20 protein-coding genes and 1 pseudogene are annotated in these 26,008 nt (G+C 42.0%); 8 read left to right on the top strand and 13 right to left on the bottom strand.

Going from position 1 to position 26,008, the window contains the following annotated elements:
* Nucleotides 1–177 precede the first annotated feature (177 nt).
* Complete coding sequence (locus B5D77_RS03345; protein WP_002737400.1) at nt 178–687, top strand: DUF177 domain-containing protein; 510 nt, start codon at nt 178–180, stop codon at nt 685–687.
* 61 nt (nt 688–748) lie between these two features.
* Here the strand turns inward: B5D77_RS03345 and B5D77_RS03340 are convergent, their stop codons facing one another.
* Entirely contained in the window at nt 749–1,711 is a 963-nt protein-coding gene (locus tag B5D77_RS03340) for a glycosyltransferase family 9 protein (RefSeq protein ID WP_008200671.1), read from the bottom strand.
* Between the two features lie 215 nt (nt 1,712–1,926).
* Here B5D77_RS03340 and B5D77_RS03335 point away from each other — a divergent pair, with 215 nt between their 5' ends.
* Both B5D77_RS03335 and B5D77_RS03330 read left to right on the top strand, forming a co-directional pair.
* The gene (locus tag B5D77_RS03335) at nt 1,927–2,520 is read left to right on the top strand and encodes an IS607 family transposase (RefSeq protein WP_008204769.1); all 594 of its coding nucleotides are present in this window, start codon (nt 1,927–1,929) and stop codon (nt 2,518–2,520) included.
* Entirely contained in the window at nt 2,492–3,730 is a 1,239-nt protein-coding gene (locus B5D77_RS03330; protein ID WP_046662537.1) for an RNA-guided endonuclease TnpB family protein, read from the top strand. The genes B5D77_RS03335 and B5D77_RS03330 overlap by 29 nt, the downstream gene beginning before the upstream one ends.
* Here the strand turns inward: B5D77_RS03330 and B5D77_RS03325 are convergent.
* Nucleotides 3,727–4,332: a M23 family metallopeptidase gene (locus B5D77_RS03325; protein ID WP_106908285.1), complete on the bottom strand. Its 606-nt coding sequence runs from the start codon at nt 4,330–4,332 to the stop codon at nt 3,727–3,729. The two genes, B5D77_RS03330 and B5D77_RS03325, sit on opposite strands and share 4 nt — an antisense overlap.
* Before the next feature lie 94 nt (nt 4,333–4,426).
* Nucleotides 4,427–5,650: pseudogene (locus B5D77_RS25665) on the bottom strand (RNA-guided endonuclease InsQ/TnpB family protein).
* A 388-nt stretch (nt 5,651–6,038) separates the two neighbouring features.
* Between B5D77_RS25665 and serS the strand changes: the two are divergent.
* Nucleotides 6,039–7,322 carry a serine--tRNA ligase gene (gene serS / locus B5D77_RS03305; RefSeq protein ID WP_008200684.1) on the top strand — a complete coding sequence of 428 codons (1,284 nt, stop codon included), beginning with the start codon at nt 6,039–6,041 and terminating at the stop codon, nt 7,320–7,322.
* Nucleotides 7,323–7,376: 54 nt separating this feature from the next.
* Here the strand turns inward: serS and B5D77_RS03300 are convergent, their stop codons facing one another.
* Nucleotides 7,377–8,537 carry a 2,3-diketo-5-methylthiopentyl-1-phosphate enolase gene (locus B5D77_RS03300; protein WP_008200686.1) on the bottom strand — a complete coding sequence of 387 codons (1,161 nt, stop codon included), beginning with the start codon at nt 8,535–8,537 and terminating at the stop codon, nt 7,377–7,379.
* A 41-nt stretch (nt 8,538–8,578) separates the two neighbouring features.
* On the opposite strand from B5D77_RS03300, the gene B5D77_RS25660 reads away from it, so the two are divergent.
* A complete protein-coding gene (locus B5D77_RS25660) occupies nt 8,579–8,779 on the top strand; it encodes a hypothetical protein (protein ID WP_159036936.1) in 201 nt (66 codons plus the stop codon).
* Between the two features lie 166 nt (nt 8,780–8,945).
* The gene (locus tag B5D77_RS03290; protein ID WP_106908281.1) at nt 8,946–10,064 is read left to right on the top strand and encodes a peptidylprolyl isomerase; all 1,119 of its coding nucleotides are present in this window, start codon (nt 8,946–8,948) and stop codon (nt 10,062–10,064) included.
* Nucleotides 10,065–11,252: 1,188 nt separating this feature from the next.
* On the opposite strand, the gene B5D77_RS03285 is transcribed toward B5D77_RS03290, so the two are convergent.
* Entirely contained in the window at nt 11,253–12,773 is a 1,521-nt protein-coding gene (locus B5D77_RS03285; protein ID WP_106908280.1) for a class I SAM-dependent methyltransferase, read from the bottom strand.
* A 284-nt stretch (nt 12,774–13,057) separates the two neighbouring features.
* On the opposite strand from B5D77_RS03285, the gene B5D77_RS03280 reads away from it, so the two are divergent.
* Together B5D77_RS03280 and B5D77_RS03275 are read left to right on the top strand one after the other, a co-directional pair.
* A complete protein-coding gene (locus tag B5D77_RS03280; protein WP_106908279.1) occupies nt 13,058–13,429 on the top strand; it encodes a hypothetical protein in 372 nt (123 codons plus the stop codon).
* Between the two features lie 21 nt (nt 13,430–13,450).
* On the top strand, nt 13,451–14,326 hold the full coding sequence (locus B5D77_RS03275; protein ID WP_106908278.1) for an Rpn family recombination-promoting nuclease/putative transposase: 876 nt from the start codon (nt 13,451–13,453) through the stop codon (nt 14,324–14,326).
* A gap of 193 nt (nt 14,327–14,519) precedes the next feature.
* Here B5D77_RS03275 and B5D77_RS25655 read toward each other — a convergent pair whose 3' ends face one another.
* From B5D77_RS25655 to B5D77_RS03235, 8 genes are all read right to left on the bottom strand, one after another.
* On the bottom strand, nt 14,520–16,643 hold the full coding sequence (locus B5D77_RS25655) for a calcium-binding protein (protein ID WP_159036935.1): 2,124 nt from the start codon (nt 16,641–16,643) through the stop codon (nt 14,520–14,522).
* 311 nt (nt 16,644–16,954) lie between these two features.
* Nucleotides 16,955–17,704, bottom strand: coding sequence for an FkbM family methyltransferase (locus B5D77_RS03265; protein WP_106908277.1), 750 nt, complete (start codon nt 17,702–17,704; stop codon nt 16,955–16,957).
* Nucleotides 17,705–17,747: 43 nt separating this feature from the next.
* Nucleotides 17,748–18,494, bottom strand: coding sequence for a bifunctional 2-polyprenyl-6-hydroxyphenol methylase/3-demethylubiquinol 3-O-methyltransferase UbiG (locus B5D77_RS03260; RefSeq protein ID WP_106908276.1), 747 nt, complete (start codon nt 18,492–18,494; stop codon nt 17,748–17,750).
* A 326-nt stretch (nt 18,495–18,820) separates the two neighbouring features.
* Entirely contained in the window at nt 18,821–20,320 is a 1,500-nt protein-coding gene (locus B5D77_RS03255; RefSeq protein WP_253860464.1) for a glycosyltransferase family 39 protein, read from the bottom strand.
* Nucleotides 20,321–20,375: 55 nt separating this feature from the next.
* Nucleotides 20,376–21,677 (bottom strand): FkbM family methyltransferase, encoded by a 1,302-nt coding sequence (locus B5D77_RS03250; RefSeq protein WP_106908274.1) that lies wholly within the window; start codon nt 21,675–21,677, stop codon nt 20,376–20,378.
* A 26-nt stretch (nt 21,678–21,703) separates the two neighbouring features.
* Nucleotides 21,704–24,766, bottom strand: coding sequence for an FkbM family methyltransferase (locus tag B5D77_RS03245; protein WP_106908273.1), 3,063 nt, complete (start codon nt 24,764–24,766; stop codon nt 21,704–21,706).
* Nucleotides 24,767–24,777: 11 nt separating this feature from the next.
* Nucleotides 24,778–25,032, bottom strand: a complete 255-nt coding sequence (locus tag B5D77_RS03240; RefSeq protein WP_159036934.1) for a hypothetical protein — start codon at nt 25,030–25,032, stop codon at nt 24,778–24,780.
* 5 nt (nt 25,033–25,037) lie between these two features.
* On the bottom strand, nt 25,038–25,982 hold the full coding sequence (locus B5D77_RS03235) for a PhzF family phenazine biosynthesis protein (RefSeq protein ID WP_106908271.1): 945 nt from the start codon (nt 25,980–25,982) through the stop codon (nt 25,038–25,040).
* Nucleotides 25,983–26,008: the final 26 nt, after the last annotated feature.

The raw sequence follows: 26,008 nt of genomic DNA, 5'->3' as shown, positions 1-26,008 counted from the left end.
TGTTCACTGTTCACTGAAAATACACCTCACTTCCCACAACCTAGAACCGGTCTATGTCTCTAGAGGTCGGGGCTGCGATAAACTAATAAAGGAAAGATTGTCACCGAGCAATTATGATGGCGTTACTCGCTAACGCAGTTGACACCCGATAACCGATAAATGATACAGGAGTTATCTATGGAAACTATTTTTATCCCCCACCTCCTCAAATCTCCTGATCGACAAAGAGTGATCATCATCGATAATTTTATCCCCGGTCTAGAAACCTTGACACCGGTGCGGGGAACCTTGCTGGTTAGACATGGGGGCAATTTTTTGGAAGTATCGGTGAAAGCAGAAACCATCGTCACCTTAACCTGCGATCGCTGTTTACAACAATATAATCATCGTCTGCAATTAAACACTTCCGAATTAATCTGGCTAGACAAAAATAAAGACTACGATAGCTCCTATCCTCTAGAGCGAGAAATAGCCTACGAAGACCTCTCGGAAACCCTCGATCCTAACGGGGATTTTGACCCGCAAATGTGGTTATACGAGCAGTTATGTCTAACTTTACCTCCCCGTCAACTCTGCGGAGCCAATTGTCAACCCCCCGATTTTCTCCTTCCGGAAAAGACTGCCATCGATGGTCGTTGGGCCTCCCTAGAATCCTTGAAAAGTCAGTTATCTCAATCGCAAAATTGAGCTTTGATGCTGATTTTTTTCGGGTTTCGATCCCAGAGAAAAGCGATCGAAACCCGATTATTTACCGGCCCCAAATCTTTTTCAGGACAGTTTCGGGAGTAATATCGGCGACTTTTCCCGTATTAGCCTCAATATATCGATGTAGCTCTCCCCCACTCGGTAAAACTCTCTTAGACAACGAAGGAACCAGCAGAGAGAGGGTATAGGTTCCCACGGCCACAGCTAACTGTAAAGGGACACTTTCGGTAGCTAATAATAAATTAGCACCGGCGATCATAGCCGCCATTTTACCGATATCGCCCGTTCTCGACACTTTTAAGTTATTATCCATGGCTTTGAGGGCTAAAACCCAAGCTTCATCCAATTCTCCCTGGATCGCGACAATTGGCAAATCCGGTTGTTGATGGCGAATACCTTGGATAATTTCTAGCCAACTCTCTAGGGGATAAAGCGTTTCCAGTCCTTGGCTGATGCTGAGATCGCTACCGCCGGCATAGAGGAGAATATAGCCGCTATCCTTGATATTGAGGCGTTGCTGCTCCATTTCGGCCCAATCGATATCATCGCGATTCAAGGTTAGTTTTAAAGGTGGACAGGGTGCGGCAATCTTTAACCCTTTGACCAGTGCGTGATAATTATCCCCTAGATAGCCTTCCGTTGGCTGGGGTACTTGTTGCGATAAGAACCAGCTGCCATTATTTTCATAGCCTATACGGTTAGGAACACCATTTAACCAGAGTAAAAGATTGATAGCAGGACGATTGGTGAGACTAATGGCGATTTCGTACTCCCGGTCCCGAATTACTCCCAAAATATTTAAATAATCCGCTAATCCGTACTGATCTCGATAGTCAAATAAAAGCACTTCCCTAACCTGCGGACAGAGACGATAGGCAGCCTTTGCCCTAGGTTCGACCAAAACATCGATGGTACCTTGGGGGTAAGTTTGCTGGAGGGTTTCTAGAGTGGGAAAAAACAGCAGTTGATTGCTAATTCCTCCCGGTACAAGGGTTAATATTCGCATTTTATCTGGATATACCTGAATCGATCAGCTTAATTTTAGCAGTGTCCCTCGTTATTCACTAAATCTGGGCAGCTATGTTTTTTCTCAACAGAATGCGATCGCAGATTCTCTAATTCCCCCTTCCTCTTAAGTATTGTAAAGTTTTGTAAAAAATATATGCAAATGACTGCAAACAACTGCTAATATGGTTAGTGCAAGTTTACATTGCAGTTCACATGAAACTATCAGATTATGCTAAGAAAAAAGGGATCAGTTATGACACTGCTTGGAGAATGTGGAATCGAGGGCAGTTACAAGGAGAACGTCTTCCTACAGGAACAATTATTATTTTTGAAGATGACCGTTCTTGCGGTGAAAATAAAGTAGCTATTTATGCGCGAGTTTCTAGTTCAGAAAATCAATCTAACTTAGAGACTCAGGCAAAAAGATTGGAAGCTTATTGTATTGCGAAAGGCTATCAAATTGTTCGAGTAGTTAAAGAAGTAGGAAGTGGAGTCAATGATCATCGAAAGCTATTATTAAAACTTCTAGAACAAACTGATTATAATTTGATTGTCGTAGAACATAAAGATCGTTTAAGCAGAGTAGGGTTTAATTATCTGAAAGTTCTTTTAACTCAAACAAATAGAGATCTAGAGGTCGTTAATCTAGCAGAAGAAAGAAAAGACGATTTAATGGAAGACTTCGTGAGCATAATTACCTCATTTTGCGCTCGATTATACTCATTAAGACGACGAAATAGAAAGACAGAATGTTTAATTAAATGCCTTGAGGAGAATGATGAAATTAGTTCAAAAACATCTAATTAAATTTAATCACAAAAATTATTCAGTAATTGATAAATTAGGATTTTTATCGAAGAATCTGTATAATTGTGCTGTTTATTTAAACCGTCAAGTTTTCTTTTCACATCAACCATTTTTAACAATGACTGAGTTACATCATGCCTTAAAAATGAGTCCAGATTATCAAGCCTTACCCGCCAAAGTAAGTCAGTTAGTATTAAAGCAAGTAGAAAAAACCTTTAAATCCTACCAAAAAGCGAAAGAACAATACAAAAAATCGCCAGATAAATTTACAGGAGAGCCTAAGTTGCCAAGATACAAAGACAAGGAAAAAGGTAGAAACGTTTTAACTTATAACTATCAAGCCATTTCTAAAAAAGCGTTGAAGCAAGGTTTAATCAAGCTATCAGGGACTAATTTAGAATTTAAAACTAATTTAAAGGAAGTTTTAGAGGTCAGGATTATTCCTAAATTGGGTGCTTATTGTTTAGAGATTGTCTATGAACAACCATCCTCATCAAGTCAAGAGGGAGAAAGATATGCTTTTATCGATTTAGGCTTAAATAACCTAGCTGCTGTTACCTCTAATATTCCCGAATTTCAGCCAACTTTAGTATGTGGAAAAGCCTTAAAATCCTGCAATCAAAAGTACAACAAGACACTAGCTAAACTCAAATCGGAATTACCCAGTCTACAGAAGACCAGTAAAAGAATACAAGGTTTAACTTTAAAGCGTAATTGCCAGGTGGATTATTACCTCCACACCGCTAGTAAATATATTATTGATAAATTACTAGCTCATCAAATTAACCTTTTAGTTATTGGTCATAATCAAGGCTGGAAACAAAACATTAATATTGGAGATAGAAATAACCAGTCGTTCGTAAATATTCCTCATTCAAGGTTGATCGAACAACTTACCTATAAAGCAAATTTAGTAGGAATAGAGGTCAAAACAACTAATGAAAGCTATACCTCTAAATGTAGTTTCTTAGACTTAGAGTCTATTCAAAAGCAAAAAAGCTATTTAGGCAAGAGAATTAAAAGAGGACTATTCAGAAGCTCGTCGGGTTATTTCTATGGAGCAGATATTAATGGTTCCTTAAATATTGGAAGAAAGGTAGTCGGAGAGGCCGCCTTTAGCGGGAATCCGATAGAGAGGTTCGTAGTTAACCCAGTACGGGTCAAAGCGTACAAAGCTAATTCTAGATGCAATATTTGCGTACAGAATTAGTAACTATTACCGGAAGGATTAGAACCGTACATAGCATTTAAAACCAAAGCGGGGTCAACGTATTGATTGCCGTACATCAGTCCCCAGTGCAGGTGTGGTCCGGTGGTGCGTCCTGTCATTCCCACTCTAGCCATGCGGGCCCCTGCCGGTATATCCTGACCGAGAGTAAGGACGATTCCTCCTGACCTGTCAATCAAAAAAGTACCGCGGCTGTCGGATTGAACCGAACCCATGAGATGACAATAAATATGCGTCCATTGACCCGATTGCATCTTAATCATCGTCCCACAGCCTGTATGATCGGATAATTCGACGATTCTGCCGGTCCACCAATTGCGAATATAACTGCCCAAGGGTGCGGCCAGATCTAACCCGGCATGAAATTGTTGACTACCATCGATGGGAGAGAAACGATAACCGAAACCGGAGGTATAGGTTTGAAAGTTTTCCACGGGGAAGGAGGCCCCGGCCCAAGCATTTTGAGCCATGAGGGTGGGATTAGCTTTAACGGGGTGTAAACGGTCAAATCCTAGAGAAATTAACGTGACAAGACAGCTAATCGCTAAAAAACGCAGGAATTTAACAGGCAGATATTTGAGCATGAGACTTACTCCAGACACCACAATTAAATATAGTTAGTAAAAGTATAGTCAAATATAGACAGACTGAATTCCATTTCAGAAATTCCTTTCACTTTTACTTCGAGAGATTGATTCTCCTTGGGTGAACTACGCACCTCTCTATCCCATAGCGGTTAAACACATTTGGGAATGCTTTTCGTAAAATATTGTAGGAACCCATGACATCAGATTGAACCAGAATCCCCTTATCTGTACGATGTAACCCTCGCTTAATTCTTTTTCCTGAAAACACTGGCTTTTCAGTTATCTGTCCATAAACAGGGAGAGGATCGTCATGCAAAAAATTAGAAGCTGAGGTATAGGATTCTTCTTGAAGAATCACAGAGATTCCTTCTAATTGACATTTATAAATAATCATCTCAATTAATCGAGCATGAGGGATAGTCCCAAATTTTTGATTGTTGACTTTCCCTAAGTTTACTTCTTGTTTCCAACCGTCATTTTTCCCAATTACTAAAGTTGTTATCTCTTGGTCAACTAAGAGATTGACTAAATAACGACTAGCCTGATGAAGATAATCATCTACTTTCTGATTACGACAGCGAGTTAAACGGCAAATTCTCTGGGAACTTTGACGATTGCCTTTTAACAGAGATTGCAACTTAGCTCGACGTTGGTTATAAAATTGATTCAGGCTTTTTAACGGTCTGCCATTAATCAACAAAGGGATAAAATCTGGTTAATTTGAAGTTACAGCCATCAAATTATCTATGCCTAAATCTATCGCAGCTATCTTTTCATTAGGAGCTAAGAACTGTTCGGTTTTCTCATAAATTACCTCGATTACATAACAATCACATTTAGGAACTATTCTGACTTCTGCTATGCGCTCTGCTACTCTCGTCGGCAAGGCAATTGAAGTACCTGATAGTTTGACCAATCCTTCCCTAAGACCTACTTTGCTTATAGCTTGAATCGTGTAAACTAAGAGATTTCGTCCTTTTTTTGGCTCCTTATAGCCAGGAATTTTGGGTTTTCCCAGAAATTTATCGGGGTGACTTTTAAACTCCGATGAAGCGGCAAAAAATGATTGCCAGTTCCGGTCTAATCTTCTTAAAACTTGTTGGGAAACTTTAGCGGGTAAAGCTTGATACTGTTCTGTCTCTTTCATGAGAGAGGCCATCTGATTATAGGTCAAATAGCCATGACCATAAATGAAGTTTTGTCGGATTAAATAATTGGCTGAGTTGTAGAGATTTTTAGACTGCCAAGATAAATTATCTATCTCGGCCCAAAATCGATGTCCTTTCTTGATAATGTGTCTTTCTGCTACTAACATTATTATTCGTTGTCTTTTAACTCAGCGTCGGGTTTTGAAGGGTTGTCATCCGTTGTGATAATTGTACCAGAAGGCAATTGATAGCCTGTTAAATTCCCTTGTTTCCACCACCTCCAAGCCGTTCGATAACTTATTCCTGTTTTTTTGCCTAGTCCGATAGTTTTGTCTGTACATATTACCATGAATGACTATATATGACCATATTTGTATTTAAACTTTACAATACCCCAGTTTCCGCTGCCGCTAATTTTACCGGCGGCTTTTAACCGATATTTTAGTTAAGTTTTGAGTTATTATTGACCATTGGTTAGGGGTTGAGAACATTTCTTCTCAGGCTGCCAATTCCCCGACTCTCCCACTTACTTTTTATTTTTTACTGACTCGTACCATGTTAGACCTAAAGCAAATTAGAGAAAATCCAGAGGAAGTACAGAAACGCTTAGATAGTCGGGGAGGTAGTTATGATATTGCCCCTATTCTCCAGTTAAATCAACAACAGAAGGCTTTAGAGTTAGAACGCAGCAGTTTACAGGCCCGGGGTAACGAAATCGGTAAACTGGTGGGACAAAAAGTGAAAAGTGGCAGCGATGTCAACAGTCCCGAAATTTTGGCAATGAAAACAGAAGGAAACGAGATTAAAAGTAAACTAGCTCAATTAGAACCGCAGGAAAAAGAGATTAAAGCGGCCATTGACCAAAAAATCTTAGATTTACCCAATTTACCCAGTGAAACCACTCCTATCGGTAAGGATGAACGGGAAAATGTCGAAGTCAAACGCTGGGGAGAGGAATATAAACCCACCAACCCGAATATTTTGCCTCACTGGGAAATTGGGGAAAAATTGGGCATTTTAGACTTTGAAAGGGCAGTAAAAATCGCCCAGAGTCGTTTTGTTAATCTTATCGCCCTCGGGGCAGCCCTAGAAAGAGCTTTAATTAATTTTATGCTCGATCGCCATATTGTCGCCGGTTATACAGAAGTTTTACCGCCAATTCTGATCAATAGTGACTCCCTGCGCGGGACGGGACAACTGCCGAAATTTGCGGAAGAAAGCTTTAAATGTCGAGATGATGAGCTTTGGTTAGCACCAACGGCAGAAGTACCCGTAACTAACCTCTATCGCGATGAAATCCTCTCATCGGAGCAATTACCGATCAAACACTGTGCCTATACCCCTTGTTTTCGTCGAGAAGCGGGCAGCTATGGCAAAGATACGAGGGGCTTGATCCGTTTGCATCAATTTAATAAGGTGGAAATGGTCAAAATCGTCCATCCTGACGCTTCTGCTCAGGAACACGAAAGTTTAGTCGCTAATGCGGAGGCAATCCTGCAAGCTTTACAGTTGCCCTATCGGGTGATTGAATTGTGTAGCGGTGACTTGGGTTTTTCGGCAGCCAAATGTTATGACTTAGAAGTGTGGCTACCTTCGGCTAATACCTATCGGGAAATTTCCAGTTGTTCTAATTTTAGAGACTTCCAAGCACGACGGGCAAATATTCGCTTTAAAGAAAAAGGACAAAAAGGCACTAATTTTGTCCACACCCTCAACGGTTCGGGATTAGCGATCGGTCGTACTATGGCCGCTGTCCTAGAAAATTATCAACAGCCAGACGGGACAGTAAAAGTGCCGGAAGTGCTGCAACCCTATCTAAAACGGCAAGTTATTTGTTAAATTTTCTAAAAATGCTTGACAAAATGTTTTTATAGTGCATTGAAAGAATTGAGCTTAACCCCACTCTAGAATTGCCTGTTTTAAGGCTCCTTCGGGCAAATTGGCCGGATCAAAGGACTCACCCGCTTCTATTCTGGCTAAAGCTTCAAAAAAAGCCCTCACACCACTGGCTGGTCCCGATGGGTGATCCATAATTCCGGTTCCCGCATTGAGGATAACATTACGTCCGTAATCCCCAAGGACCTGGGGAACAATACCTGGACGAATACCGGCCGATGGAACTGGAAAAACGTTTCTATCGCGCAAAATATCGCGAATTTTGCCTTCCTCCTGCGGATCGAAGGGTAAACTACCGTAAGCGGCGGGATATAGCACCGCATCGGCTCCTGCGTGGGCCATCATCGTCCCCAAAACCACAGAATAGGCTAATCCCGTATCGCTACCGGCACACATCGCTCCGGCAAAGGCAGGATGGGCGAAAATAGGAACATCGATCGCCGGATCACTGGCTAAAGCTTCTAAAACGGAAAAACCGTAGGTAAGAACGTTTAATAACAGGGCATTAGCCCCATGTTTCACCAATAAACGGGCTTTTCTCTGCAATTCGTCCGCTTTTCCAGTGACATTGACCGCGTAGAGAACATTTCTACCGGTTTGCTGCCGCACTTCCTCCAAAACTCGGCGACAACAATCTAGGCGCTCGTGGGTGGGAGCCACGGGAAGATCCGCCATGATTTCATCATCTTTAATCACGTCTAAGCCAGCAAAAGCCACTTCTCGCAGGATATCGGCGTGATCTTGCGCCGATAGTCCTAAAGCGGGTTTAAAAATTGCCATAACTAGAGGTCGATCATAAACCCCCAAACGTTGCCTAATTCCTGTGATTCCCAGCTTGGCTTTTGTGCCGTAGCTTTCGGGGAGATACACCCCCACCACTTTTCCGGCTCCAGCCATGGAATATTTGCCGAAAATCATGGTTAAAAGACTGGCGATGTCATTTTCAACGTTTATCTGGGGAAAACGCACCCTAGCCACCTTATAACCGTCGGCTTCCTCCCTGATCCCCACCACTTCCGCTAGGTGTTGTTGCAGCTGCTCTTGACGATGACTGTGGCGCTCGCTCCAAGTGCCGGCGGTTTGACCGATAGCGATCGTTTTTGCCTGTTTTTCGGCATTAATAGCGGGCGGAAAGCGATAATCGACAATTATGGTCATAAAAGGTAAAAAAAGGGAGTGGGAATTATAAATTATAAATTATGAATTATGAATTGGGGAGGTGGGGAATTGGGGAGGTGGGGAATTGGGGAAGTGGGGAGGTGGGGAATTGGGGAGGTGGGGAAGTGGGGAGGTGGGGAATTGGGGAGGTGGGGAATTGGGGAATTGGGGAATTGGGGAATTGGGGAATTGGGGAGGTGGGGGAGTGGGGAGATGGGGAGCCTTTTTTCAGTAAACAGTAATGGGTGAACTGACAACTGATAACTGATAACTGATAACTGATAACTGATTACTGATTACTGATTACTGATAATGGCTTCGATCGATTTTCTTAGCTATTGACAAGGGTTCCCCTAAAAGCCTACAAGTATTTTGGATAGGTATGGCCATTGAGGAACCGACCAAAATATGAAAATAACGACAAGATTACGGGAATCGGGCAAATTTTTCTTAAAAAGGGCTGCTAGTATTGCCCTAGCACTATTTTTAATCTTAAGTCTGTTCACGGTTAAGGGGACTGCCCCTGCTTTGGCTGTGCTTGCTCAGGGTGATGCGGTAACGGATCCCACCGCTATTTTACGCAATGCCTTACCCATAGATAATAAACCAATTCGTCAAGTGCAACAATCGATCGAAGATATTGCCAAACATCTGCGGGCCAAACGTTGGAGTCCGATTAAAAAAGATGTCAAGGATGCCAATTATGCCCTTTCTACCAAAAGCAAGGCTATCTTAGATAGTGTTCCCGAAGCAAGTAAAAACCAAGGGGAGGAATTAATCGAAAAACTCAAAACGGGAGTGGCAGACCTCGATACGGCCGTAGAAGCGAAGGATAAAGAGGCAGTTTGGTCAACCAGACGGGAATTGCTCAATCATATCACCGCTTTAGAAGAATTAATGGTGGTGGGTTTTCCCTTTAACGTTCCCCCGGAATACGCTAACTTGCCGCAATTGCGAGGACGTGCCACCATAGAGATGCAGACCACCAAGGGAGATTTAACCATCGTTGTGGATGGTTACAGCGCTCCGATTAATGGGGGTAACTTTGTGGATTTAGTCCAACGGGGTTTTTATGACGGTTTACCCTTCATTCGCAGCGAAGATAATTTCGTTGTGCAAACCGGGGATCCCGTCGGTGCCGAAGAGGGATTTATTGACCCGAAAACTAAGCAATATCGCTCTATTCCCTTAGAAATTTTGATTAAAGGGGAAGAAGAACCAGTTTATGGCAATACTCTCGAAGAATTAGGGATTTACTTACCCAGTCTCGCCTTACCTTTTAACGCTTTTGGTGCATTGGCCCTAGCGCGTCCGGATACTAATCCTAACGGAGGTTCCTCGCAATTCTTTTTCTTTAAATTCGATAATGAATTAACTCCTCCGGGGTTTAATCTCATGGATGGTCGTTATTCGGTTTTTGGCTATTTAGTCGAGGGAAAAGAGGTGTTAGAAGAACTTACCGATAAGGACAAGATTATCACCGCTAAAGTGGTTTATGGCTTAAATAATCTCGTCCAACCTAGCTAGGGTGGGGGTTTTTAACTAGGTTTTGTCAAGGCAAAAGATTAGTCAAGATAGGGGAAGTAGCTCAGATTCTGGGTACTTCCCCCGATACCCCGGCAAAGTGGCAATTGTCGAGGTCAATATTCCCCGCTAGTCAAAGCAAGGCAGTTAGTAGATGTTACTCTGTCAATGACCTTTTCAGCTTAGAGTAGCAAAACGTAGGGTGCGTTAGACGGCAAAAATTACTGCTTTGACTTGAAGGTAAAAATCCGCCGTAACGCACCACCTATCATCAACTAAGTAGTAAAACGTAGTTAGACGGCAAAAATTGCGGCTTTGACTTGAAAGTAACAATCCGTCGTAACGCACCACTAAGTAGTAAAACGTAGTGGATTGTTTCAGTTAATTTGGTGTATTAGAAAAATGCTATAAATTCTATAATTTAAGACTTTAAGCCGAAATCTATTGCCCTATTTTAGCTGAAACAGTCCAGTAGGGTGCGTTAGACGGCAAAAATTGCGGCTTTGACTTGAAAGTAACAATCCGTCGTAACGCACCACTAAGTAGTAAAACGTAGTGGATTGTTTCAGTTAATTTGGTGTATTAGAAAAATGCTATAAATTCTATAATTTAAGACTTTAAGCCGAAATCTATTGCCCTATTTTAGCTGAAACAGTCCAGTAGGGTGCGTTAGACGGCAAAAATTGCGGCTTTGACTTGAAAGTAACAATCCGTCGTAACGCACCACTAAGTAGGGTTTGCTGAAAAAGTTTGTTGGTGGGGTTAGGAGTCAGGAGCCGGTCGTCAGGAGTCGGTCGTTTCAGGCTTTGTTGCCCTCTTTTTTTGTACCAGTTTATGTACTATGAGGAGAATAATGCAAGGTTTTTGAATGTCCCAATCCTATTTTCTTGCACTAACATCAGATTTTAACAGGTCAAAAGCCTTATTTTCAAAGGGTTTTACCATTATTCAGCAAGCACTAAGTAGTAAAACGTAACAGCCAAAATTACTGCTTTGACTTGAAAGTAACAATCCGTCGTAACGCACCACCTATCTAAGTAGCCGATTACAATGAGATTACTTACTTAAGTAGGTGGGTGGAATTAAATATAAAATAAACGTAGGTTGGGTTGAAGCATGAAACCCAACGCCCGCATGGGTTACGCTACCGCTAACCCATCCTACAAATAATTGTGCCTACCTACTTAGTATTTACTCAATACCTAGTTTTTGCAATGTTAGTAAACGTTCTTGACTAAACTCCTCGTACACTGTTTTCAGATGAGCAATATTTTCCTCCTCTGTTTCCAAAGGTTTCCCGTCCTTAACCACTTTTTTGCCTTGACTTGCCAAATTTTGCCAAACAAATTCTACGGCATCTTGGTTATAGGATTTAGCCAAGAGGAATAATTGTTCTAAACGATTGACCACTACTCCAGTCCCAATCAAAGGAGAAGCTAAAAAGCTTAACTCCTCACTATAGACTGCTTTCGCTTTCACTGCATTATTAAAAGCATCAGTAGATGGTTTCCGTTGTTGGCAAGTTTGCTCATCCACAGCAGGATGAATATAGCCAATACCAGTTAAAATCATCAGAGCTTGGTAAAGACCATTTAAGTTAATATTTGAGGTTTTGGGGTGATTTTTTAGTTGCAGTAAAGTTTGGGGAGATTCCGCCAAAACCTGACAAATTGGCTGATAAACTGTCTCCTGTAACTTAACTTCTCCCACGGGAAACTGATGCTCGAACTTGATAATTGCGGGATTAACAATCAGAGCAAACCGAGTTTCTTCTAGTTGTTTAACCTGTTCTTGGTTGGTTAAACCTAAGGAGCCTCGACTAAAAATATCACGGCGGAATTGGCTATTAACAAAGAAATCTCGCACCACTTCCCGATAGATTGGGTCGCTGATTTTGGCTAATTTTTCTTGGGCAACTGGGGAGAGATTGACTGTATCAATATGGTCATTAATATGAGCGGAACCCACATATTTAAGTTTAGCATCCTCTAATTCTTTCGCCACTTCATCGAAGTAAAAAGAATTCCATTCCTGATTGAAATACTCGTGAGCTAAATAATAACGATTTTGTTCCTTTAGGCGATCATAACGACTTTTTAAAATTGGATTTTGGGCAAAATAACTAGCATTAGCTTCTAATAATTCTCCTGTAAAATTAAGTGCCTGTTCAATGCGGGTTAAAATTGACTCGGAACTGTGTTGACCATGACGCAACATCAAAGCCTGCATCGGCATTGCCGCCGACCAACCCGGCAGGGCATTATAGGAGATATAAACTAATCCCCCCACCTTGAGATTGTGGCGAATAAAATTAACTATTGCTTGGCGATTTCTGGCACTAATCCAGCTATAAATTCCGTGCAAGCTGATGAAGTCAAATTGAGGTAAATCTCGCTCTAAAAATTCCTCAAAACTATCATCAAAGAAAAGAATATTCTTCATCCCCGCCTTGGCGGCTAAATCTCTGGCGGTGGCGATATGGCTAGGATTGAAATCATTGGCATAAAATTGGGACTGGGGATAGGTAGCCGCTAAAATATTCGTGGTAAAACCCTGACCACAGGCCAATTCACAATAGGTAAATTCTTGGCTAGAATCGGGGGGTTGAATGGATTTAATCAGAGTGGCTAAACCTAATTTTAGGGGACTTAACTCGCCGTAAAAGCCGCTAGTGTAGTTAACTTCCGATACATATCCTTCTGTCCAACTCATAGATTTTCCTCAAATATAATGACAAGTCATAAAATTAAGACTTGATTATACAGGAAAAGAGCCATGTCCCCTAGATTGGCTCTTTTGGATTTGGTGGGTAAAATGTATTCTGAGATACAGTCCTGCTGGCGAGGGAGTGGAGGGAACCACTCCAGACACAGAGGACACAAAGATCGATCCTATGTAAGTTAAACTTATCACACAGAACCTAGAAGAGCCGGTAGGGTTAATTCATGAATTAACCCTACTACTTCCCCCAGAAAAGTCGCGAGGAAATTGAAGCTATGTTTGAACTAAGTGATTTAAAACAAACGAGAGTCTATCAAGAGGCGCTGGCCGAAGGAGAAAAACAAGGTCTAGAACGTGGTCTGCAAGAAGGTCTAGAACGGGGTCTAGAACGGGGTTTAGAACGGGGTTTAGAACGGGGTCTAGAACGGGGTCTAGAACGGGGTCTAGAACGGGGTTTAGAACGGGGTCTGCAAGAGGGGAAACGTCTGGTGGTGGAAAACCTGCTCCGAGTCCGTTTTGGTGAGTTAGACCCAGAAATTCAAGCTATTATCAGCCGGATTTTACAACTGTCCCCAGAAGAATTTACTCCTTTACTCCTCCATTGTTCCAAGCAGGAACTCTTAAATCAATTCGGCAATTGCCAATAAACCCTAGAAGCGAGATTTCTCGTGAAAACTGACAGTCTCTTTTACCAAATCTTCCTGCGCTTTCCCGACAGTTTCTTTGACTTAATCGGACAACCGCAACCGGTCTCAGCAAACTATCAATTCACCTCCCAAGAGGTGAAACAACTCTCTTTCCGTCTCGATGGTTTATTTGTGCCTCTGCTTGAGGATATTCAGCAACCCCTCTACCTAGTGGAAGTACAGTTCCAACCGGACGACACCCTCTACTATCGACTTTTTGCGGAATTGTTCCTATTTTTAAAACAATATCAACCACCTCACCCCTGGCAAATTGTCGTCATTTATCCCCATCGTCGGGTGGAACGGGAACAATCCCTGCATTTTGGCGAAATCCTCAATTTATCGAGCGTTAGACGCATTTATCTCGATGAATTGCCCCAGGTGTCCCATCCCTCCTTAGGAATCGGTGTGATTAAATTAGTAGTAGAGTCGGAAACGGCAGCGGTGAGGACTGCTCAAACCCTAATCGAGCGGACCAGAGAAGAAATCACCGACCAGTCCAGTCAACGGCAGTTAATTGACCTAATCGAAAGTATCATCATTTACAAATTACCCCAGAAAAGTCGCGAGGAAATTGAAGCTATGTTTGGACTAAGTGATTTAAAACAAACGAGAGTCTATCAAGAGGCACTGGCCGAAGGAGAAGAACAAGGTCTAGAAAGGGGTCTGCAAGAGGGGGAACGTCTGGTGGTGGAAAATCTGCTCCGAGTCCGCTTTGGTGAGTTAGACCCAGAAATTCAAGCTATTATCAGCCGGATTTTACAATTGTCCCCGGAAGAATTTACTCCTTTACTCCTACAGTGTTCCAAGCAGGAACTCTTAAAGCGATTTCCCCCAGAAAAGTCGCGAGGAAATTGAAGCTATTACCACCCTGATCAAGGGTAGGGTTAATTCATGAATTAACCCTACTATGACTAGACTAGGGGAGCAGGGAAGGGAGGGTCTCCCTCCCTTTCTCGTTCCAGGGTTCTACCCCGGAACGATAAAAGACCATCCTGAAAAAGGATGGTCTTTTATAATAGTCAACTCGGATTGGTCTGCTTACTGGAAATTAAGCGACGATAGTAAAGTTGCCGCCACTTAAACCCCCCGCCAAAGTGAGCGCATTCGTAGAGGTCGCAATAAGAATAGAACTAGCACCAGTGAAGCCAACACCATCAGCATCGTAGTACAACTGATTGTTAGTTATGTCGTAACCAAAGCGTACATTGCCGTAGTTATTAGCAGTAGTAGTCAGAAGGTTTGCTTTGGTATCAACGAGGATTGTAGTATTAGCGTTAGCTGCACCTGCCACAACACTGACCGTCAAGGCGGTTCCCACTGCCGGAGCGCCGGCAAAGGCGGCATTACTTAGGGCGAACACATCGTCATTATTTGCTACTATGCTGAAGTCAGCGATCGTCACAGCGCTGGTAGCGACGGCTTTATTCAAGAGGAACTGGTCGTTACCACCGCCACCAGTTAGGTTATCAGTACCACCGCCACCAATAAGGGTGTCGTTTTTGGCACCGCCTTTCAGGACATCGGCTAATGCACCACCAGTAATCTTAAAGGAACCATTGGTTTCAGCGGCACCATTAAAGGTTAAGGTTTTGGTGGTGAAGGAAGAAGCATCAACAGTTAAGGTTGCACCATTTTCCACAAGGGGGTCCACAGTGGTGATTGTGGTGTTAGCGGCGGTGTCTTCTTTAAAGATAACCGTCTCAACGAAGGTAACTTTATCAAGAGCAGTAGTAGTGCCTCCAACTTTAACAGTTAAGGTGTCACTGCCATCGTTTCCATTGAGGCTAACACCATTAATCTGATCTACTGCCGCCGTCAAGGTGAAGGTGTCATCGCTTTTGCCACCGACAATCTGGGTTATATTACTGTTTTTGCCGAGATTCAGGGTCAGTTTCCCGGTAAATGCAGTGGCATCCAAACGATCAGTGGCAGGGTTAGAGACGGTAATCTTGCCGTCAATGGTCAGGTTTTTATCACCCGAAATCACAAAGTTGTTGTTTCCCGCCAAACTGTTTATTGTCTCTACGGTTGCGTCACTATTTTTGAGAACACTATCAGCTTTGACAACAATATTGACATTAGCAGCGGAGTTATTGTCAACAATAGTCGCCCCAGCAACAGTACCATTCAGGTTAACGGTCGAAGCTTTAGATGGATCGGCGAGGTTGAGAGTTAGCTGATTGGCATACCCAGCCGCCAGAGTCAAGGGGAATTTTTCGGCGGTGTTAACCTTCAAGTCACCGGACTTGATAACGAAATTCTTGACTCCGGAGATGTTGGCAATATTAGCTATAGCACCGTTCGACCCAGTGAACTCAATAGTCTCGATGTTAGCAATGTTTGGGGTAACCTCAGTAGCGGGAGCAACGGGAGGCAAGATTTGTGCTGTCAGAACATCAGCGTCAGCTGTACTAGGGTCTTGAACAAAACTATTAGGGAGGAAGGTTAAAGCCTGAACCGTGTTATTGGAGGTAGTCAAAAACTGACCTGCCGGGGAAACTTTAGAGCTGGCAGAAGCGGTGAGAACTGCCCCATTTTCTAACAAGGTAAAGATCGTTCCCGTACCGCCGCCACCAGCGATAAATTGATCGATACTGGCTTTAGCCGTCGTTACGGTAGCGGTATCCTTAGTAACCGTGCCAATACTCGCCCACCCAGCATTATACTGAGTAGTATTAAACGAAGGCACGCCTCCCGCAGGATTATTCTGCATGGAGGTGCTGAAGTACTGCGAAACCGTTTGACGGTTAGTGAGGGCAGCAACCTCGTCTGCGGTAGCATATTCATAAACTGCGAGAACTAAAGCCTTATAGTTGGCAATGCCATAGTTGGTTCCGTCTCTGCCAATATAGATATTATTGCCAGAGTTTGTGAGCCAGTTTGTCCAATAAGTGAGATGCTCTGCGGAGGGAGCAGAACCAAAAAGATTCTGATAGACCTCCTTAACGTACTGTTCAGCATTTCCTGTACTAGGAGAAATGAGATATCCGTAGGTTGGGGGATTGCTATTCGTCGGGCTGTTGAAGCTCGCAGGATTAGAAGCGGCTGCCGCCCATCCTTGTACAGCTTGTACCCAACTATAGGTAGCTTGATTAAAGTCAACGGGGGAAACTGGAGCCTTAAAATAGGCAATATTGAGGAAGGTTAAAGCACTGCTAGGAAGAAGAGCCATAGTTTTCTTTGAACTCCAAAAGTTTTACTTAGAGGGTGATAGCTACATCATGATGACAAATAGTAAAGGTTATGTAACCACATCATGGCGGTGATCAGAGTAGAGATATGTTATCAGGTTTATCGAGTCTAAGAGTAACTAAAAACCATTGCTTCTGTCAAGACCTTGGTTCATTTAGTTCCACTAGACCTGGCAGTAATCAAGATTCAAAAAAAGTTCATCGCTTAGCTGGTAATTGATTTTGCATCTAGGTGGGCTACGACTTCTCTAGAACCTGATTAGTTCCCGCAGAAATAAGGGAGTAGAAGGCTTTAATAGTACCAATTTTTGGAAAAACTGGCATTCGTGTGGACAAAGACACAATCTAGGGAAGCCAAAATCCCCTCTGGGTTTCGATAAGGCTCAGTAACATCCCATAGTCGGAAATTGAAGGGAAGTAGCCAGTTAGCAATTTCCGTTAATAGGGGGGTTTCTGGCCCATAGCCACGATACAGCCAACATTCTAGCAAAAGAACTTCCACTTTGGCTAGGGTCTGGGTGGCTCCCTTCAAAATACTTAACTCATTACCTTGGGTATCAATTTTAATGACCTGAGGTTGGGGTAGATTCAATTGTTGCATTGCTTCATCCAACCTTAGCATGGGAACCTCGACGAGCCGTGTCTCTTGATCGGGAGGAGTGACGCCCAGACAACTGCTGGCTAAAATATTGTCGAAGACAGTCATGGCCAGATGACAATTGCGATCGCCTAGGGCGTACTTGTGCAAGGAGAAGGACGGATAAATTCTTAAGGTTTCCTCCATAAACTGGCGATAGTCAGGACTGTGATCAATCAGTGGCTCAAAGAGGTGAAAGTTAGCCTGGGGCAAGACTTGTTTCATGTAGAAAGACCAAACACCGTCAGAGGCACCAATATCAAAGACAATGGTGGGATGGTAGCCTAAGTTAGCTAACCGTTGAAAAGCTTGACGGTCTAACTGAAGAACGGAGTCATCCAGATTGTCCTGGTGCTTTTGATAGTCGGCCCTCAGAAATGGGTTATGGGGAGCGAGTTCACTCATGAGTTCTTTTGTTCGACTTAGCCTTGTATTTTTCTTAATAGTTTTATTTGATGGCTACAAAGGTATGGGAAACTGATAAAAGCTCTTCTTGACTAAATCCTTTGGCTTGTAACTCCTTAAGAATATCAGAAGTCAGTAGGGCTTGTCCCTCATGCCAAATATCGTTACGAATACAATAAGAGACATCTAGACTATCGGCTATTCTCAAATAGGTTTCAGCTGAAATACGATTAAAATAATCAGAAAACATAAAGCTGACTAAATCTTGAATCTTAGATTTTTCAATGGATGTAGAATTGCCAATATAAGTATAAGATCCTATATCCTCCCTTGCCTCAATGTAGTGAATTAATTCCTCAGGGGATAAACGCAGGTGAATCCAGGGAAATTCAGGAAATACTCCATAAGTATGATGACCTTCATAGGAATTCCACAGGGGGGCTGCTACACAGTAGATTAATCCTCCTAATTTCGTGACTCGTAAAATCTCGGCGAAAGCCGCTTCAAGATTATGAATATGCTCTAAAGTTGCAACGGAGAACACCAAATCGTAATAATTTGACTCTCTGTTCATAGACTCAGCAGATTCTTGAAAGTACTGAACTTTATCGTGAATAAAATTCTGACCGATATCATCACAGATATCAATCCCATGAACTTCCTGTGCCTCAACAAACGGAGCGCAATCACCACCATTGCCACAACCAACAACCAATACTTTCTTTTGAGAAAGCCTGGAGGAAGGAATATAACGTAAACAATCTTTAGAGAAAAAGTCCAAATAACTCATAATATCAGTATCCCATAACTAAATAAAGGCAAAAAGTCAGGCAATGCACCGCACTTAAGGTTGCCACTGTGTTCATCTCGGAGAGTAACATAAATTCGGACAAAAACACCAACTTTTTTCTTCAACCTTAATGTATTGGGTTCATCGGTAGGTACTAGGCTAAAATTGCTTTTTTGAATTCTGGTGAGCGTTACTTGGCAAGGCTTGCTTGGATTATTTTCTGCTAATATATCATAACTACTCTAGAAGAGCCATAATTCTCCTGTAAAATTAAGTGCCTGTTCAAGCATTTTTTCAGAGTTTATATCCCTTGAATTTCTGCCGGTTTATCTTTTTCGGTACAATTTCATCCCATAAGTGCCTGTATCTAACTGTTCTCCTGTATCGTACCACTGGGGGAGTGAGTCGCCAACAATTCCTGCTAATCCGGGATTCCAGGGCGCTCTAGCACTGTCCCTAGGATCAATAACAATTAATGAAAGATTATCCCTATCCTCTGGTGTCATCCGTACATGATGAATGGGGAAATAAACTCGTTTACTCCGAGACTTGAGGGCGTAGAATGCTTGAAAATCAGCATAAATGTTATCCTCATGATTGATTTTGTTGTCAAGAAAGTTTTGTACTTTAGTATAGTCATTATATTCCCATTGTTGTAAGGTAATTTGCGCTCGGTAAGGTAGTCCTAGTAAGTTGGCATAAAACAATAAAACCAAAAAAGCTATACTAATAATTGTCGTCTGAATTTTGCCAGTATTTTTTTCCAAAATATTATTAAAACTCCAGCAAATACAAATGATCAAGGGAAACATCGACATCCAACTATAATAAAGTGGATATTTTCCCAGAAAACACATAGTAGTTGGTATGGTAATAACGGTGATCAAAGCAAAAAAGGAAGGAGAACGCCACCGGAAAGATTTGGTTAATAGTTCATAAAATATCAAGATGATCAGCAGTACTAACAGTGGTGGAAAAGACAGATCTCCCGAGCAGCCACGACACACATAATCTTTATGGTCAAAAAGTTTGCTCACTTTGGAAAATATTATATCAATGACACTTCTGTTGCGGTTGGCATTGTCAGCAATCTGATCGAAAGTCACACCAACAAAATCATCCCAAACACCATTGGTTGAGTAAAGTGCATAAAGAAATAACATTCCTAAAATAAATCCCCCACTTAGAGCGACAAATTCCCGCCAAAATCGCTGAAAGTTGAAAAGGAGTAGGATAACGCCAAAAATTATGGCAAAGGCCACTGCTGACAATCCAGAAAGGGGAAAGAAAAATCCAATAATTGTCATAGTAAGCCATCGGATTTTAGCATCTTTTATTAAAAAAGCTCCCCAAACCAGTGCTGATAAGAAAATGCAGGAAGTGTCGTACCTTCCCGATGTATAAATAAAGGTAATTCCTGCTGGCAAAAGACAGCTAACCACTAAGATGATTCTTAGCCAAGAAAACTTAATTAAAGGCAATTTCTTGATGACTAACCAGATTAAAGTGATGCTAAGAAGCATTAACACATAATTAAAAAGCCTAACTTTTTCAATACTAAATCCCAAAACTTTTATCCATAAAGCCAGCAAAACTGTATAAAGAAAAGAAACGCCAACATGAAACTCTTGAGCATTTTGATGCCACCAAGCAGCCGAGGTAAAACTGTCGTATAAAGCTAGATTGGCTGCTGGTTCTGTCAACATTACTTCATCTATCCAGACGGGGTGTAATCTAGAACCAAAGAATATGCCTACTAGCAAAAAAACAATTCCCAAACCGACGAGAATCAAAATTTCACTGGTTAAAGATATATTTTTTTTCATAATCATTACTCACCTATCAGTTATTCCGTAAACAACTCAATATTTATCCAAGATTTTAATAAGCATTAGAGAAATAAGTTGCGGGCATGACACAGGCACACCATTTAAGTGCTTCACTAAAAACAGAATGCTCCTGAAAAAAGAAAATATTTCCCCATGAACTATCAACGGATATTAAGTGATTACAATAAAAACTCACCTCATTATTAGGAAATACTCGATAAATTACAATAAACCAGTGATAGCCGCGTAATTTCATTGCTTCGACAAGACTCGGTAAGCGGTTGTCCGCCCCAAACTCACCAAAAGGGAACTTTCCATCCCAAAATTCGGCAACTACCACAGGATAACGATAATCTCCCATCCCTTGAATAACTTGTAAGTCAAAACCTTCGGTATCAATTTTTACCAAACCAACTTCCGAGGGAACCTGCTGTTGCTGATGTAAGGTTTCCAGAGTTGTCACTGGAATAGGGACTGTTTCTGTAAAGACCATTCCTTCTGGTAACGAATGGATGTTAATACTGCTCAGTAGAGTATAGTCAGCGTCGGGATAAAGGGGTTGACTATTGGGGTCATTAACTAGATTTTGATCCCCGACTAGGTGAAGCTCTCTCTCCTCATTTATCGCTCCTAATGCTAAAGGAAAAACGTGAAGATTAGAGAAATTAGATAGACGATTTTTTAATTTTTCCACAACGGGTAAAAACGGTTCAAAGGCATAAACTTCATAGCCTGTTTGCAATAGTCGTTCTGTTACATCCCCCTGATTGGCTCCAATATCTAAGGCAGAAGGATAGGGAAGATAGGAGTATAAATAACACATCAATTCAACTTCAATCCCTTGAAAATTTGATTGATTAGTGACAACCTTAAATTTATAATTATGAATATCCTCATAAACTTTACTTAACAGTTGTTGATTAAGTTGAAAACGTTCTCGAGTTTCCTCTTGAAATGCTTGAAAAGTTTGATAAATAGCTTGCTGTTGTTGTTGAGAATCTTGATAAATTCTTTCAATAGCCTGATAAATAGCTTGCTGTTGTTGTTGAGAATCTTGGTTAAATTGTTGAATGCCTTGAACGAGATCAACGGAAAACTTGAGCAAAAAAGCTTGATTTTCCAGGGATAAATCAGCCTTTCGCTTGGTTTCTGCATTTTCTTGTCGGATTTGCTCCGTGGAGTTATTGAGTTGCTCAACCTTAAAATCTAAGGGATCAAGCTGATTAAGTTTCTCAAGTTTTTGGATTTGTTCAAGTTGGACATGATTGAGTGAATCAAGTTTTTCTAGAAATAAATCTTTGACTGCTTTAACTCGCTGAACTATTTTATTTTTGGCTAATAATTGTTTGATCATTTTGGCTAGTGATTGGGTAAATTGTCTTAAGCTTGACTGGGAGAATTTTCAATTTTGCGGCTAGTTTCGGGAACTAACAAATCTTGACGAATAAAGACCACTTCCTTTTGGAGGAGTGTGCCATCAATGGGGGATCTCCATTCGCCGGTTTCGTCATAATAACGGAAACCAAGCTGATCCAAAAGATTAAGCATTTCATTGAAAACGAGAGCGTCCTGATCATAGCGAATAAAGAAGAGTTTAGCAACGACTAAATCCACCTGAGCGATAAATTCTTTGGCCCCTTCTAAGACGATATGCTCGGCACATTGCACGTCTAATTTTAATATTCCTCTGCCAGAAATTTGCTGATCTGTCGCCACCTGATCGAGGGTTTTTACCGCCACTGTAATCGTTTCATAGTTTCTAAAATCGGCGGGAGTGAGCAAGAAACTACCGTACAAATCGGGGGAAACTTGAAAACTTAACTGACCAGCTTGATTAGAGATGGCAATTTCTAGTAATTCCGCTTTAGGAATATTACAGATATAGTAATTTCTGGCTGATTGCTCGTATTTTGAGATTAGCGGATCGATGAGGATAAAGCGAGCTTCCTGGAATAATTGACTAGCGGTATGAGACCAAATACCGTGGGAAGCTCCCACATCAACCACAAAATCGGGCTGATATTTTTGCCCTCGTAAACGTCGCATGACTTGATAGACTTGAGCATAATCTTTATAAATAATTGAGGGAACGGGGGGTTCAATAAAGTGAACTAAATCGATCGGCGATCGAGGTAAAATCGCTTCAAATCTGTCATCGGCCGCCTGTTCTTTTTCTAGGGACTGCCACACCCATTGATCGATACCTTGATCCGAGAATCTTGCCGCTACCTTAACGGCATTTTCTCGCATTCTTTGCTGATTTTCGGGGTTAAGAACGTAGTCCACGGCTGCGGCCAAACTTTCGGGTGTATAATCACAAACCACACCGATTTGAAAGCGATTAATAAAGTTAGCCGCCGAGGTTTGATTACTGCCTAAAAGAATTACCGGGGTGTTAGCGGTGGCGAGGTTAAAAATAATCCGGCCGGGTAAACTAAGGCGAGACAATTCTGTACGATCATCTCTTTCGTCCATGGTTCCCGTGGGAACAATAACAAAGGGATATGCTTGTAGTTGTTGTGCTAGTTTTTCTTCGGGATAGAGTCCTTGGCTATAAAGTCCCCATTTTTCTAATTCTGCGGCAGATTCTTTGAGCCAATAATAGTTAGAATTGCCATACCAATCTAGTTTAATCCCTGCCCCTTGAATACTCTCTAACAGAGATTGGAACCATTGGGGACTCCAAATGCTCCCTAATAAAGCTCCCCATTTTTCTTGACAGCGTTGGGGAGAAACTTCGGCAACTTCACTATTAATGAGACGGTGGGGAACGATCGCCGGTAGGAGCCAAAATTTGTAGCCGTACTTATTCTCGTAAGCGTCGCGGAGTTCGGGATGGGTGGCAAAACGAACGGAACATTTGCTTAAAAACTCTTTCATCAAAGCATCGGGAATCTCCTGAACGCAGATATTCTGATCGTCCATGATGTAGGTGGCAAGGGGAACATTAAATAATTCCTTAATAGCGATCGCTGTCAGAATATCGCTGGCGTAATAAGGGACACAAAAAACTTTTTCGACTTGATGGTGTCCGAGAGTTTGTAGAATTGATTGAAATATCGCCGGTCGCGACATTTTCTTATGGTCAAGGTGGAAGCTTAAGACCCCGAATTGTTGTTCACCACCATAGTGATTATCGGAACGGATGGAAATAATCTCGCTATCATCGGGAAAGATTCTTCTGACCAAAGCTCCTGTCCCGTGACTTTGATTGACTTCACTAGCGGTGACGATCACACTGCACTTAAGGCTATTTTTCTCGAATTGTTCAAAGCGATTATCGATGGGTTTTCCCTGTTCTAACGATCTCCAGAGCCAATCATCAAAATGATCGGCTTTCAAGCTTTTGGCTAATTTTTGACTGGAATAACGGAGCCGCAGTTGATTGCTTTCTATTCGCAGTTTCTCTATTTCTGTTAATAAGCTTTGAGCTTTATAATCACAGACAGTTCCTAGGTCGAATTCTTTGACGAACTGAGCGGCGGCACTATCTTCACGACCAACAATAATGATCGGAGTATTAGCAACGGCGGTAATAAAGGGAATACGGGAAGGCAAACTCAAACAGGCGAATTCGGGACGATCTTGCTCGTTTTCAGAACTGGCGGTGGGAACGATTGCAAAAGGGGCTTGACGTAAGTAGTAGATGAGAGCATCTTGGCTGCAGTAACCTTTAAAAAAGATACCATCTTGTTCTAACTCTGCTTCTTGGAATTGCAACCATTGACGATTAGGATTGCCATACCAATCTAATTTGATCTGGGATTCTCGACATAATTGCCTGAGATTTTCTAGCCAAGTCTGAGACCAGATATTACCGATCAAAATCCCTCTTGCCATAGAATCGGGGGCGGTAATTTCTGGAGGCATTAAGTAACTTTCCACTAGGGGCGGTACAAACCAAATTTTCCTTTCGTATTTTTTGCTATAGGCTTGACAAAGGGGCTGAGAAATGCCTAAAATTAGATCGCTGCTATCGAGTAATTTCTGAACGGCTTCATCGTCAACGCCATCAACATGGACATTCTGATCATCCATCAGGTAGGTACAAACGGGGACTTGAAAGAGAGATTTAATCGCTGTGGCTACATAAAAATCTTCGACAAAGTAGGGAATTACTAAGACTCTTTTCGGTTTTAAATAAACAAATAAATTTTGGATTTTTACTAAAATTTCCCCGTAGGAACAACCGCGCACATCTAGACAAAAATTCTGAACGCCAAAACCTTGCTCCCCTCCGTAGAGATTAGTGGTTCGTAGGGAGACTATCCCACTGGTATCAGGGAAAATTCTCTTTAAAAGAACCCCGACACCGTGATTCTCATTGATTTCGTTTGCAGATACTATAATATCATAACTTTCTTGGAATTTGTCGGCAAAACTATTTAAGTCTTGTAAGGACAAACTAAGTTCTTTTTGTAGTTCCTGATAAGAGGTGAGCATAATGACTAATTTTAATAGACTTTAACTATAGACATTCCATGACCGCTGACAGATTTTCTCAGAAAAACCAAGCATGACCTCGTTTTGCTTACTGCCTCGTCATTAAGATAACTGCCGTATTTTTCCTTGGTTATCCCTCTAGAAATTTTATATTTTTCGATATACCCTGTCAAACTTATTCTCATCCATCCCACAAAACCGAGATTGATCCTTGCAGCTCTTAATGTTTTAACATTGTTCATCTCCTTTTTACTAACTTCGGCCACCGCTCTCACAATGACCTTTTTATATCACTTTTTGTTTCCCCATCGGGAATTATCATCTTGCCTTGGCAGACTAGAACTGATGCACCACCCACAGAAACTTCCGTAATTTTACGGTTGTTTTTCTGAAACTTTAATTGTATGGTGCTTGGTCTGCCCATTTCCACCCCTTGGATTATTGTCCATTGATTCATCCCTTCCCTAGAAGATTCTAAAGCCCCTAGGTAGCCCGCCAAAGCGGCCACAGCCGAACCAGTGGCGGGATCTTCCATAACTCCCAAACCGGGGGCAAACATTCGGCCATAGAGACGAGATTGGGGTGATTCCGGGTCAAAACAGCAGACAAAAAGGGAATTAGCGGGGGATTGGCCTAATAATGATGACCAGAGACTTAGATTTAGTTTTATTTTCCCTAAAATATCGCGGTTTCTAACGGGGATGAATAAAAAAGGAAGGCCACAGGAAAAGGCGCGAGGGGGATAACCAGGTAAGAAATCGGCAACGCTTAGGGAAAGAATCGCCGCTAAATCATCGAGAGCATAATTATCCGCCACTAATTCTGGCAATTGTGCCACTTTTAACTCACTATAGACCGGTTTTTCCCCGTCCATGAGAATTTTTACCGGTACTAAACCGACTCCTTCCTCCAGATAAATCGTGGTTTCTTGGTGGGGGGGAATAGCACCGATTAGGGCTAAAATATAGGCCGTGCCGACGGTAGGATGACCAGCAAAGGGTAATTCGGTACTGGGTGTGAAAATACGGACTTTTTTGCTGCCTTGGTCTGTTTCTGGCGTAAAAACGAAGACTGTCTCTGAGAAGTTAAATTCGGCGGCGATTTTTTGCATCTGGGTGCGGGTTAATCCGGATGCTTCCGGAAAAACCGCCAGGGGATTACCGCCAAAAACGCGATCGCTAAAAACATCGGCGGTATAGTAGGAATAGGTAGGCACGCGGGGGATAGAGCAACAGTTATCGG

Source organism: Microcystis sp. MC19 (assembly GCF_003019735.1).
Classification (GTDB): domain Bacteria; phylum Cyanobacteriota; class Cyanobacteriia; order Cyanobacteriales; family Microcystaceae; genus Microcystis.
Note: the sequence above shows the minus strand (reverse complement) of the source record. Positions and strands in the feature narration are given on the sequence as shown.

Coding starts and splice junctions, on each gene's coding strand:
- B5D77_RS03265 (WP_106908277.1), bottom strand. CDS start 17,704: ATGAGTGAACTCGCTCCCCATAACCCATTTCTGAGGGCCGACTATCAA.
- B5D77_RS03285 (WP_106908280.1), bottom strand. CDS start 12,773: ATGAGTTGGACAGAAGGATATGTATCGGAAGTTAACTACACTAGCGGC.
- B5D77_RS03260 (WP_106908276.1), bottom strand. CDS start 18,494: ATGAGTTATTTGGACTTTTTCTCTAAAGATTGTTTACGTTATATTCCT.
- B5D77_RS03325 (WP_106908285.1), bottom strand. CDS start 4,332: ATGCTCAAATATCTGCCTGTTAAATTCCTGCGTTTTTTAGCGATTAGC.
- B5D77_RS03255 (WP_253860464.1), bottom strand. CDS start 20,320: ATGAAAAAAAATATATCTTTAACCAGTGAAATTTTGATTCTCGTCGGT.
- B5D77_RS03250 (WP_106908274.1), bottom strand. CDS start 21,677: ATGATCAAACAATTATTAGCCAAAAATAAAATAGTTCAGCGAGTTAAA.
- B5D77_RS03300 (WP_008200686.1), bottom strand. CDS start 8,537: ATGACCATAATTGTCGATTATCGCTTTCCGCCCGCTATTAATGCCGAA.
- B5D77_RS03340 (WP_008200671.1), bottom strand. CDS start 1,711: ATGCGAATATTAACCCTTGTACCGGGAGGAATTAGCAATCAACTGCTG.
- B5D77_RS25655 (WP_159036935.1), bottom strand. CDS start 16,643: ATGGCTCTTCTTCCTAGCAGTGCTTTAACCTTCCTCAATATTGCCTAT.
- B5D77_RS03335 (WP_008204769.1), top strand. CDS start 1,927: ATGAAACTATCAGATTATGCTAAGAAAAAAGGGATCAGTTATGACACT.
- B5D77_RS03280 (WP_106908279.1), top strand. CDS start 13,058: ATGTTTGAACTAAGTGATTTAAAACAAACGAGAGTCTATCAAGAGGCG.
- B5D77_RS03330 (WP_046662537.1), top strand. CDS start 2,492: ATGAAATTAGTTCAAAAACATCTAATTAAATTTAATCACAAAAATTAT.
- B5D77_RS25660 (WP_159036936.1), top strand. CDS start 8,579: ATGAATTATGAATTGGGGAGGTGGGGAATTGGGGAGGTGGGGAATTGG.
- B5D77_RS03245 (WP_106908273.1), bottom strand. CDS start 24,766: ATGCTCACCTCTTATCAGGAACTACAAAAAGAACTTAGTTTGTCCTTA.
- serS (WP_008200684.1), top strand. CDS start 6,039: ATGTTAGACCTAAAGCAAATTAGAGAAAATCCAGAGGAAGTACAGAAA.
- B5D77_RS03345 (WP_002737400.1), top strand. CDS start 178: ATGGAAACTATTTTTATCCCCCACCTCCTCAAATCTCCTGATCGACAA.
- B5D77_RS03290 (WP_106908281.1), top strand. CDS start 8,946: ATGAAAATAACGACAAGATTACGGGAATCGGGCAAATTTTTCTTAAAA.